Origin of the sequence: Methylobacterium aquaticum (assembly GCF_001043915.1) — a bacterium.
GTDB classification, from domain to species: Bacteria; Pseudomonadota; Alphaproteobacteria; order Rhizobiales; family Beijerinckiaceae; genus Methylobacterium; species Methylobacterium aquaticum.
The window spans coordinates 13,953-29,183 of sequence record NZ_LABX01000155.1; the positions used below are offsets into that span (position 1 = coordinate 13,953).

Consider the following 15,231-nt stretch of genomic DNA (forward strand, 5'->3'; position numbering starts at 1 on the left):
ACAAGCCCCTCGCCGTGCTGGTGATCGGGGCCGGCTTTTCCGGCCTCGCCATGGCGATCCGCAGCCGGCAAGCCGGCCTCGACGACCTTCTGGTGGTCGAGAAGGCGGAGGCGGTCGGCGGCACCTGGCACGAGAACACCTATCCGGGGGCGGCCTGCGACATTCCGTCCCATCTGTATGCCCTGTCCTTCGCCCCGAAGCCGGATTGGAGCCGCACCTATGCGGCCCAGCCCGAGATCGCCGCCTATCTGCGTGGGCTGGTCGCGCGGTTCGACCTTGATCGGCATATCGCGCTCTCCACCGCCGTCACCGGCGCGGTCTGGGACGCGACGCGGTCCCTGTGGCGGGTCGAGACCGATCGCGGCCCGCTGGAGGCCCGGGTGCTGGTCTCCGGCATGGGGGCGCTGCACCACCCGGCAATCCCGGCGATTCCCGGCCTGCACAGCTTCCTCGGCCCGCTCTTCCACACCTCGGCCTGGGATCACGGCGTCCCATTGAAGGACAAGCGCGTCGGGGTGATCGGCACCGGGGCGAGCGCGATCCAGCTCGTCCCGGCCATCGCCCCGGAGGTGGGGCGGCTGGTGCTGTTCCAGCGCACGGCCCCCTGGGTGATGCCGCGCCACGACCGGCCGATCGGCGCACCGCTCCAGGCCCTGTTCCACCGCCTGCCCGCCGCGCGCCGGCTCTTGCGGGCGGGCCAGTTCTGGCTGCGGGAGGCGCAGGCGGCGTCGGGCTTCACCCGGGTCTCGGGTCTCACCCGCCTCGCCGAAGCCGCGAGCCGATACCACCTGCGCCGCCAGATCTCCGACCCTGCCCTGCGGGCGAAGCTCGCCCCGCCCTACCGGTTCGGCTGCAAGCGGGTGCTGATCTCCGACGATTACTACCCGGCCCTCGCCCGGCCGAACGTGACCCTCGAGACCGGCCGGATCCGGACCGTCACCCCGGACGGGGTGATCATGGCGGATGGCCGCCACCACCCCCTCGACGTGCTGGTGCTGGCCACCGGCTTCGACCCCACCGCCTCGCTCGCCCGGGTGCCGGTGGTCGGCCGCGACGGGCTGATCCTGGCCCGGGCCTGGGGCGAGCGGGTAGCGGCGCATCGCGGGGTCATGGTCGCGGGCTTTCCCAATTTCTTCATGCTGCTCGGGCCCAATACGGGCCTCGGCCACAATTCCGTGGTGCTGATGATCGAGGCGCAGGTCGAGTACGTGCTGGCCTGCCTCGCCGAGATGCGGGCGCGCGACCTTGCGGCGATCGAGCCGACCCCGGAAGCACAGGCGCGCGACCTTGCCGGACTCGAGGCGCGGCTGTCCGGCAGCATCTGGCAGCAGGGCGGCTGCGCGAGCTGGTACCAGGACGCGGCGGGGCGCAACATCGCCCTCTGGCCCGGCACGGTGGTGGCCTATCGGCGGGCGATGCGGGTGCCGGATTGGTCCGACTTCGTCCTCACCCCGACGTGAGGGGATCGATCCGCCGCAAGAGGCGTGGATCGCATCGCTGCGCTGTCGCGATAGCGCTTTGCGCCCGTCACAGACGCATGCTATCGGCCGGTGCCAACTCAAGACAGGCACATTGCCCGGCGAAAAGCCGATTTGGCGGCTTCCTTAAGGGTGCCGCACGCACGAGGAGTTGGTTCATGGCCCGCATCAGCACCGATACGATCATCGAGGGCCTGACCTTCGACGACGTCCTGCTCCGCCCCGCCGCATCCTCGGTGATGCCGGCGGAGGTCAATATCGGCACCCGCCTCACCCGCACGATCCACCTCAACATGCCGATCATCGCCTCGGCGATGGACACGGTGACCGAGGCCCGGATGGCCATTGCGATGGCCCAGAACGGCGGCCTCGGGGTGATCCACCGCAACCTCGAGCCGCCGGAGCAGGCCGAGCAGGTGCGGCTGGTCAAGAAGTACGAATCCGGCATGGTGCTCAACCCGATCACCATCCACCCGGACGAGACCCTGGCCGATGCCTATGCGCTGATGCGCCACCACGGCATCTCGGGCATCCCGGTGGTCGAACGCGGCCCGAACGGCTCGCGCGGCAAGCTCGTCGGCATCCTGACCAACCGCGACACGCGGTTCGCCACCAACCAGAGCCAGCCGATCTCCGAGCTGATGACCCGCGACCGGCTGATCACCGTGCGGGAAGGCGTGACCCAGGACGAGGCCAAGCGCCTGCTGCACCAGTTCCGCATCGAGAAGCTGCTCGTCGTCGACGACCACTACCGCTGCATCGGCCTCATCACCGTCAAGGACATCGAGAAGCAGGTCGCCTACCCGAACGCGATCAAGGACGAGCAGGGCCGCCTGCGGGTCGCCGCCGCCACCACCACCGGCGATGGTGGGTTCGAGCGGGCCGAGCGCCTGATCGATGCCGGCTGCGACGTGATCGTGGTCGACACCGCCCACGGCCACTCGGCCAAGGTGCTGGAGAGCGTGCGCCGGGTGAAGACCCTGTCCAACGCCGTGCAGGTCATCGCCGGCAACGTCGCGACCCGCGAGGGCGCGAAGGCCCTGATCGACGCCGGGGCCGACGCGATCAAGGTCGGCATCGGCCCGGGCTCGATCTGCACCACCCGCATCGTCGCCGGCGTCGGCGTGCCGCAGCTCACCGCCATCATGGAGGCGGTCGAGGCCAGCCACGAGGCCGGCGTGCCGGTGATCGCCGACGGCGGCATCAAGTATTCGGGCGACCTCGCCAAGGCGATCGCCGCCGGCGCCTCGGTGGCGATGCTGGGCTCGCTGCTCGCCGGCACCGACGAGGCCCCGGGCGAGGTCTTCCTGTACCAGGGCCGCTCGTACAAGAGCTACCGGGGCATGGGCTCGGTCGGCGCCATGGCGCGCGGCTCGGCCGACCGCTACTTCCAGGCCGAGGTCAGCGACACCCACAAGCTCGTGCCGGAGGGCATCGAGGGGCAGGTGCCCTACAAGGGCCCGGTCGCGGCCGTGCTGCACCAGCTCGCCGGGGGCTTGCGCGCCGCCATGGGCTATGTCGGCGCCCCGTCGATTCCGGAGATGCAGGAGAAGGCGCAGTTCATCCGCATCACCAATGCCGGCCTGCGCGAGAGCCACGTCCACGACGTGACGATCACCCGCGAGAGCCCGAACTATCCGGGCCGGGTGTAATCATACCAACGGTCGTTGAAAACGACCATTGGTATCACACGCAAGAAGGGGGCTGGCTCGACGGGTCGCCGTCGGGCCTTGGCCAACCAGAGCATTGTCCGACGAGGTGGATACCGGTTCGTCGTAGACAATGCGGCACAATCAATGAACGAGAGAAGCTTCGCGATGGCAACGCGATCGTGAAGCTTCTCTAAGTAGACCTGCGTTGGCAGGCCAACGCAGGTCTACTTAGATTCTTGTTTTGACGCAGATTTTCGTCGCAAAACCGGCAACCACTTTTGCGAAATCTGCTTAGCCCCCTTGCGGCCCTCCGGGCACCGGCCCCAGCCGCTTCGCCAGCCGCTCGATCCGCTCCGCCGTGCGCAGCACGGTCTCGGCCAGGCGCGCCTCGGCGCCTTCCCGCTCGGTGGTGCCGGCCTCGGTCGATTCCCGCAAGGCCGCGGTCTCGCGTTCCATCGCCTCCATCCGGCGCTTCGTCTCCGCCAGCTCGTCCGCCAGGGTCAGCGCCGCCATCACGTGCAGGCGCATGTCGCCGATCTCGCCGAACGCCTTGCGCATGTCGGCGATGCGGCTGTCGAAGCCGGCGGCCAGCGCCTCGAGATGCTGCTCCTCGCCCTCGCCGCAGGCCATGCGGTAGGTCTTGCCGGCGATGGTGACGGTCACTTGGGGCATGAACTCACTCGGGACACGATGTCATGGGAGGCATGGAGGTCCGCCCGCGGCATCGGGGCAGCCTTCTTCGAATGCGGGAACACCGGCCCGGCGCCGTCACCCCTCGGTCCGCTCGCCGCTGCGGCCGAGCACGCCTTCGACGGCGCCGATGGCGCGGCCGAGGCGGTGGTCGACCTCCTCGGTCACCGATTCCATCTCGGCGATGCGCGCCGCCGCCCCGTCCAGCTCCGCCGCCAGCCGGGCCCGGTCGGTCCGCATGATCTCCAACTCGGTCTCCAGGTCGCTATGGCTGCGCTCCGCATCGAGCCGGCGCGTCACCGCGGATTCGAGCAGGGACACCGAGGCTTCGAGGCGGCGCAGCGCTTCCTCCACCGCTGCGGTCATGCTCATCTCCGAAAAACGCCGACCACGAGAACGCCGACTGACACATGGGAATAGTTGCGCGAAACCCTAAAGGCCCGGGCCGCGCCTCGCAATCGCCGTGCCGGCCGTCGTGGCGGTGCCGGGCCGTCCGCCTGGGGACGGTGGGGACAAGTCACGCGGCCGCGGCCACTTCCAGCCGGTTCCGCCCGCCTGCCTTGGCCCGGTAGAGGGCGCAGTCGGCGGCCGAGAGCAGAGCCGGCAGGTCGCCGCATTCGGCCCGCGCCGTGGCGAGGCCGATGCTGACGGTCGCCGCGATGCCGGGCCCGTCGTGGTGGAGCGCCGCCTCGGTGAAGCGGCGGGCGAGGCTCTCGCCGACCCGCCGCGCCGCGGCGGCGTCGAGGCCCGGCAAGAGGGCGACGAATTCCTCGCCGCCGAGCCGGGCGACGAGCGCATCCGGGCCGGCGGCGTGGCGCGCCGTCTCGGCGAAGACGCGCAGCACCGCGTCGCCGGCGGCGTGGCCGTGGCGGTCGTTGATCGCCTTGAAGTGGTCGAGGTCGAAGGCAAGGAGCGAGACCGGGCGGTCCGGCCGGCGGGCCGAGAGGATCCGCGGTCCCTCCTCGAAGAAGCCGTGCCGGTTCAGCAGGCCGGTGAGGTAATCCGTCCGGGCCGCCACCAGAAGCCGGCTCTGGGCCTCCTCGCGCACCAGGGCGAGCAGCCCCATCGGCATCGCCATCGAATAGAGCACGCCTTCGTACATCGTCACCTTGGCGACCGCGGTCAGGATGTCCGGACCCCAGGCCGCGGTCGCGAGCGGCGTCAGGACGGCGCGGGCGAGATAGAACAGGCCGTGGCCGGCCGCGACCGCGATCACCATCGCGCGGGCCCGCAGGCCCCGCAACGTCCGGCTGCGCAGCACCGCCCGAACGGTCAGGCCGCAGACCAGCGCGACCGGGATGCTGCCGACATGGTTCCACAGGACCGGCGCGGCGCCCGTGCCGCCGGCGATCCAGAGCGCCGCCACCGCGGCGAGCCCGGCCGCGGTGACGCGAAGGCTGCCCCGCCCGTCCAGAAGTGTCACGCCGTGCAGCATCAGCCCGTAGCCCAGCACGAAGAGGAGGCTCGCCAGGGCGAGGCCGCTCGCCTCGGGGAAGTGGTTGCGGTGCATCGTGACGAGGCTGGCCGCTGCCATCACGCCGTAGGAGGTGGCCCAGAGGCCGAGCGTCCGCGCATGCCGCGAATGGGCCTGCCGCTCCCAGAGCGTCATCCCGGCGGCGACCAGCAGCGTCCCGACGATCAGGTCGTAGAGGGTAGGAAGATCGATCTGCATCGCTGTCGTCACCGGCACACGACGATCTATGCGCGGTCCGGCGCAATTTTCGTTACGGAACCGACCGTCTCCCACCTGTCGCGTGGCGTGGTTAAGCCGCGGCTGACAGGATGATGACGAGTCGATGCTGGCGTCCTGGTCCGGTGTCACGGGCCGGCGAGCCTGGATCCGCCACCCGATCGCGGATTTCCCCAGGGCGTTGCCCGGGTTTGACACCTTCCGGCGCCATGATAGGAAGCCGGCGCCCCCCGCCGGACGGACGTCGCCGGCGGATCGACAGAATACGAGCTGCCGTGACGCTTCCCGTGCTCCCCGCCTGTGCCGTCCCCGCCGGGACGGCCGGCGTGTCCGGGATCGTGAGCGGCTCGTCGGGCCCTGCCGGCGCGCGCCGGCCCTTCCGTTTCAGCGTCGACACGCGCCGCGCCGTTCCGGTCACGGACCGTGGACGCCTGCCCGGCCGGCCTGCCGTGATTGCGCGCCGCGCGGGCCCGTGCGCTGCGGGGCGGTCCGGCCCCCACCCCCTCCGACACGCCTATCCCAAGGGAGAGAACACATGACGGTCAAGGTCGCCATCAACGGCTTCGGACGCATCGGCCGCAACGTCCTGCGCGCCATCAAGGAAGCCGGCCGCACCGACATCGAGGTCGTGGCCATCAACGATCTCGGCCCGGTCGAGACCAACGCCCATCTGCTGCGCTTCGATTCGGTCCACGGCAAGTTCCCCGGCACCGTCGCGGTCGAGGGCGAGCACATCGTGGTCGACGGCCAGCGCATCCGCGTCACCGCGATCAGGAACCCGGCCGAGCTGCCCCACCGCGAGCTCGGCGTCGACATCGCGATGGAATGCACCGGCATCTTCACCGCGAAGGACAAGGCGAAGGCACATCTCGAGGCCGGCGCCAAGCGCGTCCTGGTCTCGGCTCCCGCCGACGGCGCCGACCTCACGGTGGTCTATGGCGTCAACCACGACAAGCTGACGGCCGACCACCTCGTGGTCTCCAACGCCTCGTGCACCACGAACTGCCTCGCCCCGGTCGCCAAGGTGCTCAACGACGCCGTCGGCATCGAGCGCGGCTTCATGACCACGATCCATTCCTACACCAACGACCAGCCGTCGCTGGACCAGATGCACAAGGATCTCTACCGGGCCCGCGCGGCGGCCCTGTCGATGATCCCGACCACGACCGGCGCCGCCAAGGCCGTCGGCCTGGTGCTGCCGGAGCTGAACGGCCGGCTCGACGGCACCTCGATCCGCGTGCCGACCCCGAATGTCTCGGTCGTCGACTTCAAGTTCGTCGCCAAGCGGGCCACCTCGGTCGCCGAGATCAACGAGGCGATCAAGGCCGCGGCGAACGGTTCGCTCAAGGGTGTGCTCGGCTTCACCGAGGCCCCGAACGTCTCGATCGACTTCAACCACGATCCCCATTCCTCGACCTTCCACATCGACCAGACCAAGGTCATGGACGGCACCTTCGTGCGCGTGCTGACCTGGTACGACAACGAGTGGGGCTTCTCGAACCGCATGGCCGACACCGCCATTGCGATGGCGAAGCTTATCTGACACGGCCGACGCGATGGGCCGGCGCCTCCCGGGGCCGGCCGTCGTTCCCGGGCGGCCCCGCAGGGCCGCCCGCCTTGCGCTCCAGGATTCGCCCCCGAGGATCCGCCGATGATCGACGCCGCGCCCTCCACCCGCACCGTGAACGCCGCCGACACCGCCCTGCTCCAGGGCCAGGTTCCGACCCCGGCCGCCCCGCCGCCGAATGCGGCGCCCGCTGCCCCGGTTCACGTCCTGCCGAATGCCGCTGCTGCGCCGGCCCAGCCTCAGATCCAGGCGCCCCTCCCGCCCGGTGCACCGGCCCGGATCGCCGTCTCGCTGCCGACGCAGCTCGTCGACCAGCTCGCCCGCATCGAGGACAAGGCTTCGCGGATCGAGGACAAGTACGCCCGCTCCGAGGCGCTGCTCACGCGCGTCGAGGACCGGATCGAGGCGGCGACCGCCCGCATGAACGAAGCCGCCCGCCAGACCGACCTCGCGGCCCTGCGCAACGAGGTCCGGGCGCTCGCCGAGCGCACCGGCCGCCTGCCGGGTCTCGGCGCCCTGATGCTGACCGCCCTCGTGACCGCCGCGCTGACGGTGGCGCTGACCTTGGCGGCGCAGCGCTACAACCTCCAGGGCCTGATCCCGCCGCGCTGACCCCGCCGCCCGTCTCCCCATTCCGACAAGGTGCCTCCGCCGATGACCCGTTTCCATACCCTCGACGATGCCGGCGACCTGACAGGCAAGCGCGTCCTCGTCCGCGTCGACTTCAACGTACCGATGGACCAGGGCCGCGTCACCGATTCCACCCGCATCCAGCGCGTGCTGCCGACGCTCCGCGAACTTGTCGAGGCCGGTGCCAAGGTGGTCCTGCTCGCCCATTTCGGCCGCCCGAAGGGCAAGCCGGTCGCTGCCGAGTCCCTGCGGCCGATCGCCGAGGCCACCGCGAAGGAACTCGGCCGCCCGGTCGCCTTCGCGGAGGATTGCATCGGCGAGAGTGCGGCTGCCGCCGTGGCGGCGCTGAAGGACGGCGACGTCCTGATGCTGGAGAACACCCGCTTCCACGCCGGCGAGGAGACGAACGACCCGGCCTTCGTCAAGGCGCTGGCCGAGAACGGCGACGTCTACGTCAACGAGGCGTTCTCGGCCGCCCACCGGGCGCATGCCTCGACGGAGGGCCTCGCCCACGTGCTGCCGGCCTATGCCGGCCGCCTGATGCAGGCGGAACTCGACGCGCTCACCAAGGGCCTCGAAGCGCCGGCCCGGCCGGTGGTGGCGATCGTCGGCGGCTCCAAGGTCTCGACCAAGATCGACCTCCTCAAGAACCTCGTCGCCAAGGTCGACGCCCTGGTGATCGGCGGCGGCATGGCCAACACCTTCCTGCACGCCGCGGGCCTCGGCGTCGGCAAGTCGCTCTGCGAGCGCGATCTGGCCGGCACCGCGCAAGCAATCATCGAGGCGGCGCGGGAGAGCAACTGTGCCATCATCCTGCCGGTCGACGGCGTGGTGGCGGAGGAGTTCAAGGCGGGGGCTCCCCACCACACCTACGGGGTCGACGCGATCCCCGAGACCGGCATGATCCTCGATATCGGCGGCCTGTCGGTCGACCGGATTTCCGCGGCGATCGACGACGCCAAGACCCTGGTGTGGAACGGTCCCGTGGGCGCCTTCGAGATCGCCCCCTTCGACCAGGGCACGGTGGCGGCGGCCCGCCATGCGGCGGCGCGCACCAAGGCCGGCAAGCTCGTCTCGGTGGCGGGCGGCGGCGACACGGTGGCGGCGCTCAACCATGCCGGCGTGTCGGCGGACTTCACCTACATCTCGACCGCTGGCGGCGCCTTCCTGGAGTGGCTCGAGGGCAAGCCGCTCCCGGGTGTCGACGCCCTGCGCCGGCACGCCTGAGGGTTCCATTCAGGTCGGCGGGATTATGACGCCCGCCGGCCCGTCCGCTATCATGCGGCATCAGTGACATCTCGGAGGATACGGATATGGCGCGCATCACGCTCAGGCAGCTCCTCGACCACGCCGCCGAGCACGGCTACGGGGTGCCGGCCTTCAACATCAACAACATGGAGCAGGGCCTCGCCATCATGGCGGCGGCCGACGCCACCGATTCGCCGGTGATCCTCCAGGCGAGCCGCGGCGCCCGCGCCTATGCCAACGACGTGGTGCTGGCCAAGCTGATCGACGGTCTCGTCGAGATCTATCCCCACATCCCGGTCTGCATGCACCTCGACCACGGGAACAACGAGGCGACCTGCGCCACCGCGATCCAGTACGGCTTCACCTCGGTGATGATGGACGGGTCGCTGAAAAGCGACGGCAAGACCCCGGCGGACTACGCCTATAACGTCGAGATCACCCGCAAGGTGACCGAGATGGCGCATTGGGCCGGCTGCTCGGTCGAGGGCGAGCTCGGCGTGCTCGGCTCGCTCGAGAGCGGCCAGGGCGAGGCCGAGGACGGCCACGGCGCCGAGGGCACCCTGTCGCACGACCAGCTCCTGACCGACCCGGCCGAGGCGGAAAAGTTCGTGGCGGCCACCAAGGTCGACGCGCTCGCCGTCGCCATGGGCACCTCGCACGGCGCCTACAAGTTCACCCGCAAGCCCGACGGCGCGGTGCTGGCGATGAACGTGATCGAGGAGATCCATCGCCGCCTGCCCAACACCCACCTGGTGATGCACGGTTCCTCGTCGGTCCCGCAGGACCTCCAGGACATCATCAACCAGTATGGCGGCGAGATGAAGCCGACCTGGGGCGTTCCGGTGGAGGAGATCCAGCGCGGCATCAAGCACGGCGTGCGCAAGATCAACATCGACACCGACAACCGGATGGCGATGACCGGCCAGATCCGCAAGGTTCTGATGGAGAACAAGGCCGAGTTCGACCCGCGCAAGTACCTGAAGCCGGCGATGGACGCGATGACGAAGCTGTGCAAGCAGCGCTTTGAGGAATTCGGCACGGCGGGCCATGCCGGCAAGATCCGGCCGGTCGCGCTGTCCGAGATGGCCAAGCGCTACGCCGCCGGCAAGCTCGACCCGTCCTTCGCCCCGTCGAAGGCCGCCGCGGAGTAATACCCACGACCGTTGGTCTACCGCTACGCGGACGACAGTCCGGTCTGCGGCTGGTCGGCGGGGAGGCTGGCCAAGCCGGATGTTCTCCGCGCCGCGGTCTATCCCCTGGCCGGTGATGCGGCCGATCCTGCGCCGCATCGCCGCCCCAATGACCCTTCAGCAGGGCGGGCGGCCGGAGGGTCGTCCGCCCCGCGCGTTTTCGCTCCCTGCCCCGCAGCCCTTGCGACAGACCTTGAGATGGCCGAGCCCCAGACCCGCCTGATCCTCCTCACCGCCCCCGGGGTCGGCCCGGACCTCGGGGCCCGCCTCGCGCGCGCGGTCGCGGCCGGCGACGTCGCCGCGGTGATCCTGCGCCTGCCGCACGGCGACGAGCGCGCCCTGGTCAACGCCGTCAAGGCGGTGGCGCCCGCGGTGCAGGAGGCCGGCGCGGCCTTGGTTCTCGCCGGCGGCGGGGGCATCGATCTCGCCACCGTCGCCGCCCGCAGCGGGGCCGACGGCGTCCACGTCCAGGCGGACGAGGCCGAGGCGGATCCGGTCGAGGCGGCGTCGGACGAGGATGGCGAGGAGGACGACGAGGGTCAGGGACCGTCACGCAAGGGCCCCTTGCATGCCCTGCGTGAGCGCCTGCGCGACGGCCGCATCCTGGGTGTCGGCGGGATCCGCAGCAAGCACGCCGCCATGCAGGCGGGCGAGGCCGGGGCGGACTACCTGCTGTTCGGCGACGATCCCCGCATCGCCCTCGACGACCTCGTGGCGCGGCTGTCCTGGTGGGTCGAGATCTTCGAGACACCCTGCATCGCGCTCGCCCGCGACCTCACGGATGTGCCGGATCTCGTGGCGACCGGGGCGGAGTTCATCGGGCTTGATCCCGCGCTCTGGGCCGGGGAGGGGGGCGAGGCCGCGGTGGCCGCGGCGCAGGCCGCGATCCGGAACCGTGCCGCCGCCGGGGAGGGGTGAGGATGCGGAATTCTCGTTTCGCGGCCCCGCCCCGCCTCGCGGCGCTGGCGCTGCTCGGCGCCGTGAGCCTCGCGGCCGTCCCAGCCATGGCCCGGTCGATCCCGGCTCCGGCCGGCCCCTCTTCGCCGGGGGCCGCGTCGCCAACCATCGTCTTGCCGAATGCCGGTGCGGCCAACACCTTCGGCTCGTCGCAAGCCACCCAGACCCTGCCGGGCGCGGCCTCGCTGCCGCCCGCGCCCTCGAACGACCCGAACGCCGACCTCGCTTACGGCGCCTACCAGCGCGGCTTCTACGTCACGGCGTTCCGCGAGGCGACGAAGCGGTTGGAGAAGAACAAGACCGACTTTCCCGCCATGACCCTGCTGGCGGAACTCTACAGCCAGGGCCTCGGCGTGCGCCAGGATCCCGCGCGGGCCGCCGAATGGTACCGGCTGGCGGCCAATCTCGGCGATCCCCATGCTGCCGCGACCCTCGGCATGATGCAGATCGAGGGCCGCGGCGTGCCGAAGGACTTAGGGGCCGGCCGCGCCCTCCTGGAGAAGGCCGCCGCCCGGGCCGATGCCACGGCGAGCTACAACCTCGCCCTGATCCTGCTCGGCACCGGCGTGGCGGCCGATCTGACCCGCTCCGTCGAGCTGTTGCGCCAGGCCGCCCACCAGGAACTGGCCCCGGCCCAGCATGCGCTCGGCGTGCTCTATCTCCAGGGCCGCGGGGTGGCGAAGGACACCACCAAGGCCGCCGGCTGGTTCCGCCGCGCCGCCGATAACGGGGATCTGGCCGGCGAGGTGGAGTTCTCGATTCTTTTGTTCAACGGCGAGGGCGTGCCGAAGGACGAGGCCCGCGCCGCCCGCTACTTCCGCCATGCCGCCTTCCGGGGCAATGCCGTCGCCCAGAACCGCGTCGCCCGCCTCTATGCCAGCGGTCGCGGCGTGCCCAAGAACCTCGTCGAGGCCGCCGCCTGGGACATGGCCGCCCGGGCGCAGGGGCTGTCGGATGCCTGGTTGACCCAGGCGTTGTCCGGGCTCAACGCGGAGGAGAAGGCACGGGCCGAGCGGCTGGCGGCGGATCGGGCGGGGCCGTGAGGCGGTTCCGGCCGGCGCACACCAGCCCCGCCTCGACCGAAAAGTGGTTCCCTCGCCTCGTGTCGATGCTCTAGAGCCAAGCACCAGCCAAGCGCCCCGCCTCGACGCGGTCGCGCGCTTGTGTCGTTTGCAGCCGACGCGGGTGCCAGCGCCCGTCTTCCAAGGACTTCGCCCATGACCCCGACCCGCCTCCCGGGAGCCGCCGACCGATGATCGTATCCCCCCTGATGACCGTGATGGTCGATGCCGTGCGCAAGGCGGCGCGCGGGCTCAAGCGCGATTTCGGCGAGATCGAGAACCTCCAGGTCTCGCGGAAAGGGCCGGGCGACTTCGTCAGTGCCGCCGACCGCAAGGCCGAGGCGACCCTGCGCGAGGCCCTGATGAAGGCCCGTCCCGGCTACGGCCTCATCATGGAGGAGAGCGGAATCATCGAGGGCCAGGACAAGACCCATACCTGGCACGTCGATCCCCTCGACGGCACCACCAACTTCCTGCACGGCGTGCCGCATTTCTGCATCTCGGTCGGCCTCGAGCGCGAGGGCACGATCGTCGCCGCGGTGATCTACGAGCCGATCAAGGACGAGCTGTACATCGCCGAGCGCGGCAAGGGCGCCTTCCTCAACAACAAGCGCCTGCGGGTCGCCGGCCGGCAGGATCTCGCCGACAGCCTGGCGCTCTACGGCTCGCCCTATCTCGGCCGCGGCAGCCATCCGCGCCTGCTCAAGGAACTCGCCGCCGTGATGGCGGTGACCGGCGGCGTGCGCCAGACCGGCTCGGCCGCCCTCGACCTCGCGGCGGTCGCCTGTGGCCGCGCCGACCTCTACTGGGAGCGCGACCTCCAGACCTGGGACATGGCTGCCGGCCTGCTCCTGGTGCGCGAGGCCGGGGGCTACGCCAGCAGTGCCGATGGCGGCGCCGACCCGATGACCGCCCGCTCGGTCGCCTGCGGCAACGAGGTGCTCCAGCGCGAACTGGTCGCGATCCTGCGCAAGGTCGGCGGCTGACCGACGCACGCGGCAGAGCCGCACGGCGCGGCTCTGCCGAATGCCCTGTTCTTGCATCACGTTCGTCGCCGAGCTGGCGACCACTCGGCGAATGATGCCGAGGGCCGGCCCCGCGGCCGCCCCCGCCTCCCGCCCCGCCGAACTCCGACGACAAGGCACGCCATGGATTCCCGCACCCTGTCCGCCCTCAAGGACGCGATCCGCTCGATCCCGGACTACCCGAAGCCCGGCATCGTGTTTCGCGACATCACCACCCTGCTCGGCGATGCCCGCTCCTTCCGGCGCGCGGTGGACGAGCTGATCCATCCCTTCGCGGGCGGCCGGATCGACCAGGTCGCCGGCATCGAGGCACGGGGCTTCATCCTCGGCGGCGCGATCGCCCACCAGCTCTCCTCGGGCTTCGTGCCGATCCGCAAGAAGGGCAAGCTGCCCCACACCACGGTCTCGATCGCCTATGCCCTCGAATACGGCACCGACGAGATGGAGATCCATTCCGACGCGGTGAAGCCCGGCGACCGGGTGATCCTGGTCGACGACCTGATCGCCACCGGCGGCACCGCGACGGCGGCGGTCGAGTTGCTGCGCCGGATCGGCGCCGAGGTCGTGGCGGCCTGCTTCGTCATCGACCTGCCTGAACTCGGCGGCGCCGACCGCCTGCGCGCCCTCGACCTGCCGGTGCGAACCCTGATCGAGTTCGAGGGGCACTGATACCAACGGTCGTTGAAAACGACCTTTGGTGCCGTTCGCGAGTTTTCGCCAAGCCCAAAATCCCGGACATCTGGGCTTGGCATCGACAAGTCGAGAGGGAGTCAACGGCCGCGTCGATCTCGGGCAGGCCCGAGATCGAATCGATGCGTCAGCATCCTCGGCCGTTGGTATGACACGACACAGGCGGGCCTCCCGGCCCGCCTCGCACGCTCCTATGGGGTCGGGCCAGCCCGTCTCACGCCGCTTTGGCCAGGCTCTCGAACAGCCCGCGCCCGTCGGTGCCGCCGACGAGACCTTCGACGAAGTTCTCCGGATGCGGCATCATCCCCAGCACGTTGCGGGTCTCGGAATAGATGCCCGCGATGGCGTTCAGCGAGCCGTTGCGGTTGGCCTCCACGGTGATCTGGCCGGCCTCGTCGCAGTAGCGGAACGCCACCCGGCCCTCGCCCTCGATCCGCGCGAGCGTCTCGGGATCGGCGAAGTAATTGCCCTCGCCATGGGCGATGCAGACGTCGATCACCTGGTGCTGGCTGTAGGCCCGGGTGAAGGCGGTGTCGGTGCGCTCGACCCGCAGGGTCTGGCGGTGGCAGAGGAAGCGGCGGCCGACATTGCGCATCAGCACGCCCGGCAAGAGGCCCGACTCGCACAGGATCTGGAAGCCGTTGCAGATGCCGAGCACCAGCCCGCCGCGGGCGGCGTGCGCCCGCACCGCGTCCATGGCATGCGCCCGTCCCGCGATGGCGCCGCAGCGCAGGTAATCGCCGTAGGAGAAGCCGCCCGGCAGCACCGCGAGATCGGTGCCGGCGGGCAGCGCGGTCTCGGTGTGCCAGACGGGGGTCACCTCGGCGCCGGCGAGGCGCAGGGCCCGGGCGACGTCCCGCTCGCGGTTCGAGCCCGGGAAGACGACGATGGCGGCCTTCATCGGGCGATCTCGACGCGGTAATTCTCCACGACCGTGTTGGCGAGCAGCCGGTCGCAGGCCGCCTTCACGGTGGCCTCGGCGGCGGCCTCGTCGGCGGCCTCGACCTCGACCTCGAAGAACTTGCCCTGGCGCACCCCGGCGATGCCGGTGATTCCGAGCGAGCGCAGCGCCCCCTCGATCGCCTTGCCCTGGGGGTCGAGGACACCGGTCTTCAGGGTGACGGTGACGCGCGCTTTCATCGGCCAGACCTTCGGCAGCGGAGGGCTTCTTTCAGGCTTCCGATAGTGCGGAACGGGGTCGGAGGCAACGCCGGGGGCGGCCGGCGCGGCAGGCCGCGGCACGCGCCGACGCATGCATTGATCTTTGCTGGTAGGATTCTAATACTGGCGCGGCGTCGGCGGCCATCGCGGTCCCGGCGGGTTCGCTTCGCGCGGGGGCGCGGGGTTCAGGGG

The 15,231-nt window shown here is 70.7% G+C and carries 15 protein-coding genes; 10 read left to right on the forward strand and 5 right to left on the reverse strand.

Annotated elements, in window-relative coordinates; all coding sequences use genetic code 11:
• Nucleotides 1-14: 14 nt before the first annotated feature.
• Together VP06_RS19755 and guaB are read left to right on the forward strand one after the other, a co-directional pair.
• Nucleotides 15-1,460: a flavin-containing monooxygenase gene (locus VP06_RS19755; protein ID WP_048465515.1), complete on the forward strand. Its 1,446-nt coding sequence runs from the start codon at nucleotides 15-17 to the stop codon at nucleotides 1,458-1,460.
• Between the two features lie 176 nt (nucleotides 1,461-1,636).
• Nucleotides 1,637-3,130, forward strand: coding sequence for an IMP dehydrogenase (guaB, locus tag VP06_RS19760; protein WP_048465501.1), 1,494 nt, complete (start codon nucleotides 1,637-1,639; stop codon nucleotides 3,128-3,130).
• Nucleotides 3,131-3,421: 291 nt separating this feature from the next.
• Here the strand turns inward: guaB and VP06_RS19765 are convergent, their stop codons facing one another.
• From VP06_RS19765 to VP06_RS19775, 3 genes are all read right to left on the reverse strand, one after another.
• Nucleotides 3,422-3,802 (reverse strand): cell division protein ZapA, encoded by a 381-nt coding sequence (locus VP06_RS19765; RefSeq protein ID WP_048465502.1) that lies wholly within the window; start codon nucleotides 3,800-3,802, stop codon nucleotides 3,422-3,424.
• Nucleotides 3,803-3,898: 96 nt separating this feature from the next.
• Complete coding sequence (locus VP06_RS19770) at nucleotides 3,899-4,186, reverse strand: DUF4164 domain-containing protein (protein WP_048465503.1); 288 nt, start codon at nucleotides 4,184-4,186, stop codon at nucleotides 3,899-3,901.
• A gap of 151 nt (nucleotides 4,187-4,337) precedes the next feature.
• Nucleotides 4,338-5,492, reverse strand: coding sequence for a GGDEF domain-containing protein (locus tag VP06_RS19775; protein ID WP_048465504.1), 1,155 nt, complete (start codon nucleotides 5,490-5,492; stop codon nucleotides 4,338-4,340).
• A 553-nt stretch (nucleotides 5,493-6,045) separates the two neighbouring features.
• Here VP06_RS19775 and gap point away from each other — a divergent pair.
• The 8 genes from gap to VP06_RS19815 all read left to right on the forward strand — a co-directional run bounded on the left by gap (nucleotide 6,046) and on the right by VP06_RS19815 (nucleotide 13,857).
• Complete coding sequence (gap, locus tag VP06_RS19780) at nucleotides 6,046-7,053, forward strand: type I glyceraldehyde-3-phosphate dehydrogenase (RefSeq protein ID WP_048465505.1); 1,008 nt, start codon at nucleotides 6,046-6,048, stop codon at nucleotides 7,051-7,053.
• Nucleotides 7,054-7,161: 108 nt separating this feature from the next.
• Nucleotides 7,162-7,689, forward strand: coding sequence for a hypothetical protein (locus VP06_RS38205; RefSeq protein ID WP_082167506.1), 528 nt, complete (start codon nucleotides 7,162-7,164; stop codon nucleotides 7,687-7,689).
• A gap of 42 nt (nucleotides 7,690-7,731) precedes the next feature.
• On the forward strand, nucleotides 7,732-8,934 hold the full coding sequence (locus tag VP06_RS19790; RefSeq protein WP_048465506.1) for a phosphoglycerate kinase: 1,203 nt from the start codon (nucleotides 7,732-7,734) through the stop codon (nucleotides 8,932-8,934).
• Between the two features lie 86 nt (nucleotides 8,935-9,020).
• Nucleotides 9,021-10,106: a class II fructose-bisphosphate aldolase gene (gene fba, locus VP06_RS19795; protein WP_048465507.1), complete on the forward strand. Its 1,086-nt coding sequence runs from the start codon at nucleotides 9,021-9,023 to the stop codon at nucleotides 10,104-10,106.
• 237 nt (nucleotides 10,107-10,343) lie between these two features.
• Nucleotides 10,344-11,063: a thiamine phosphate synthase gene (locus VP06_RS19800; RefSeq protein ID WP_048465508.1), complete on the forward strand. Its 720-nt coding sequence runs from the start codon at nucleotides 10,344-10,346 to the stop codon at nucleotides 11,061-11,063.
• A 2-nt stretch (nucleotides 11,064-11,065) separates the two neighbouring features.
• On the forward strand, nucleotides 11,066-12,145 hold the full coding sequence (locus VP06_RS19805) for a tetratricopeptide repeat protein (RefSeq protein ID WP_245291245.1): 1,080 nt from the start codon (nucleotides 11,066-11,068) through the stop codon (nucleotides 12,143-12,145).
• Between the two features lie 209 nt (nucleotides 12,146-12,354).
• Nucleotides 12,355-13,149, forward strand: coding sequence for an inositol monophosphatase family protein (locus VP06_RS19810; protein WP_048465509.1), 795 nt, complete (start codon nucleotides 12,355-12,357; stop codon nucleotides 13,147-13,149).
• 162 nt (nucleotides 13,150-13,311) lie between these two features.
• Nucleotides 13,312-13,857 (forward strand): adenine phosphoribosyltransferase, encoded by a 546-nt coding sequence (locus VP06_RS19815; protein ID WP_048465510.1) that lies wholly within the window; start codon nucleotides 13,312-13,314, stop codon nucleotides 13,855-13,857.
• 235 nt (nucleotides 13,858-14,092) lie between these two features.
• Here the strand turns inward: VP06_RS19815 and purQ are convergent, their stop codons facing one another.
• Together purQ and purS are read right to left on the reverse strand one after the other, a co-directional pair.
• On the reverse strand, nucleotides 14,093-14,779 hold the full coding sequence (gene purQ, locus VP06_RS19820) for a phosphoribosylformylglycinamidine synthase subunit PurQ (protein ID WP_048465511.1): 687 nt from the start codon (nucleotides 14,777-14,779) through the stop codon (nucleotides 14,093-14,095).
• The gene (gene purS, locus VP06_RS19825) at nucleotides 14,776-15,018 is read right to left on the reverse strand and encodes a phosphoribosylformylglycinamidine synthase subunit PurS (RefSeq protein WP_048449910.1); all 243 of its coding nucleotides are present in this window, start codon (nucleotides 15,016-15,018) and stop codon (nucleotides 14,776-14,778) included. Before purS ends, purQ begins: the two co-directional genes overlap by 4 nt.
• Nucleotides 15,019-15,231: the final 213 nt, after the last annotated feature.

Bases quoted from the DNA above. Each gene is read 5' to 3' on its own strand.
- VP06_RS38205 (WP_082167506.1), top strand. From the start codon at position 7,162: ATGATCGACGCCGCGCCCTCCACCCGCACCGTGAACGCCGCCGACACC.
- VP06_RS19800 (WP_048465508.1), top strand. From the start codon at position 10,344: ATGGCCGAGCCCCAGACCCGCCTGATCCTCCTCACCGCCCCCGGGGTC.
- VP06_RS19775 (WP_048465504.1), bottom strand. From the start codon at position 5,492: ATGCAGATCGATCTTCCTACCCTCTACGACCTGATCGTCGGGACGCTG.
- VP06_RS19770 (WP_048465503.1), bottom strand. From the start codon at position 4,186: ATGACCGCAGCGGTGGAGGAAGCGCTGCGCCGCCTCGAAGCCTCGGTG.
- VP06_RS19790 (WP_048465506.1), top strand. From the start codon at position 7,732: ATGACCCGTTTCCATACCCTCGACGATGCCGGCGACCTGACAGGCAAG.
- VP06_RS19815 (WP_048465510.1), top strand. From the start codon at position 13,312: ATGGATTCCCGCACCCTGTCCGCCCTCAAGGACGCGATCCGCTCGATC.
- guaB (WP_048465501.1), top strand. From the start codon at position 1,637: ATGGCCCGCATCAGCACCGATACGATCATCGAGGGCCTGACCTTCGAC.
- purS (WP_048449910.1), bottom strand. From the start codon at position 15,018: ATGAAAGCGCGCGTCACCGTCACCCTGAAGACCGGTGTCCTCGACCCC.
- purQ (WP_048465511.1), bottom strand. From the start codon at position 14,779: ATGAAGGCCGCCATCGTCGTCTTCCCGGGCTCGAACCGCGAGCGGGAC.
- gap (WP_048465505.1), top strand. From the start codon at position 6,046: ATGACGGTCAAGGTCGCCATCAACGGCTTCGGACGCATCGGCCGCAAC.
- VP06_RS19805 (WP_245291245.1), top strand. From the start codon at position 11,066: ATGCGGAATTCTCGTTTCGCGGCCCCGCCCCGCCTCGCGGCGCTGGCG.
- fba (WP_048465507.1), top strand. From the start codon at position 9,021: ATGGCGCGCATCACGCTCAGGCAGCTCCTCGACCACGCCGCCGAGCAC.
- VP06_RS19765 (WP_048465502.1), bottom strand. From the start codon at position 3,802: ATGCCCCAAGTGACCGTCACCATCGCCGGCAAGACCTACCGCATGGCC.
- VP06_RS19810 (WP_048465509.1), top strand. From the start codon at position 12,355: ATGATCGTATCCCCCCTGATGACCGTGATGGTCGATGCCGTGCGCAAG.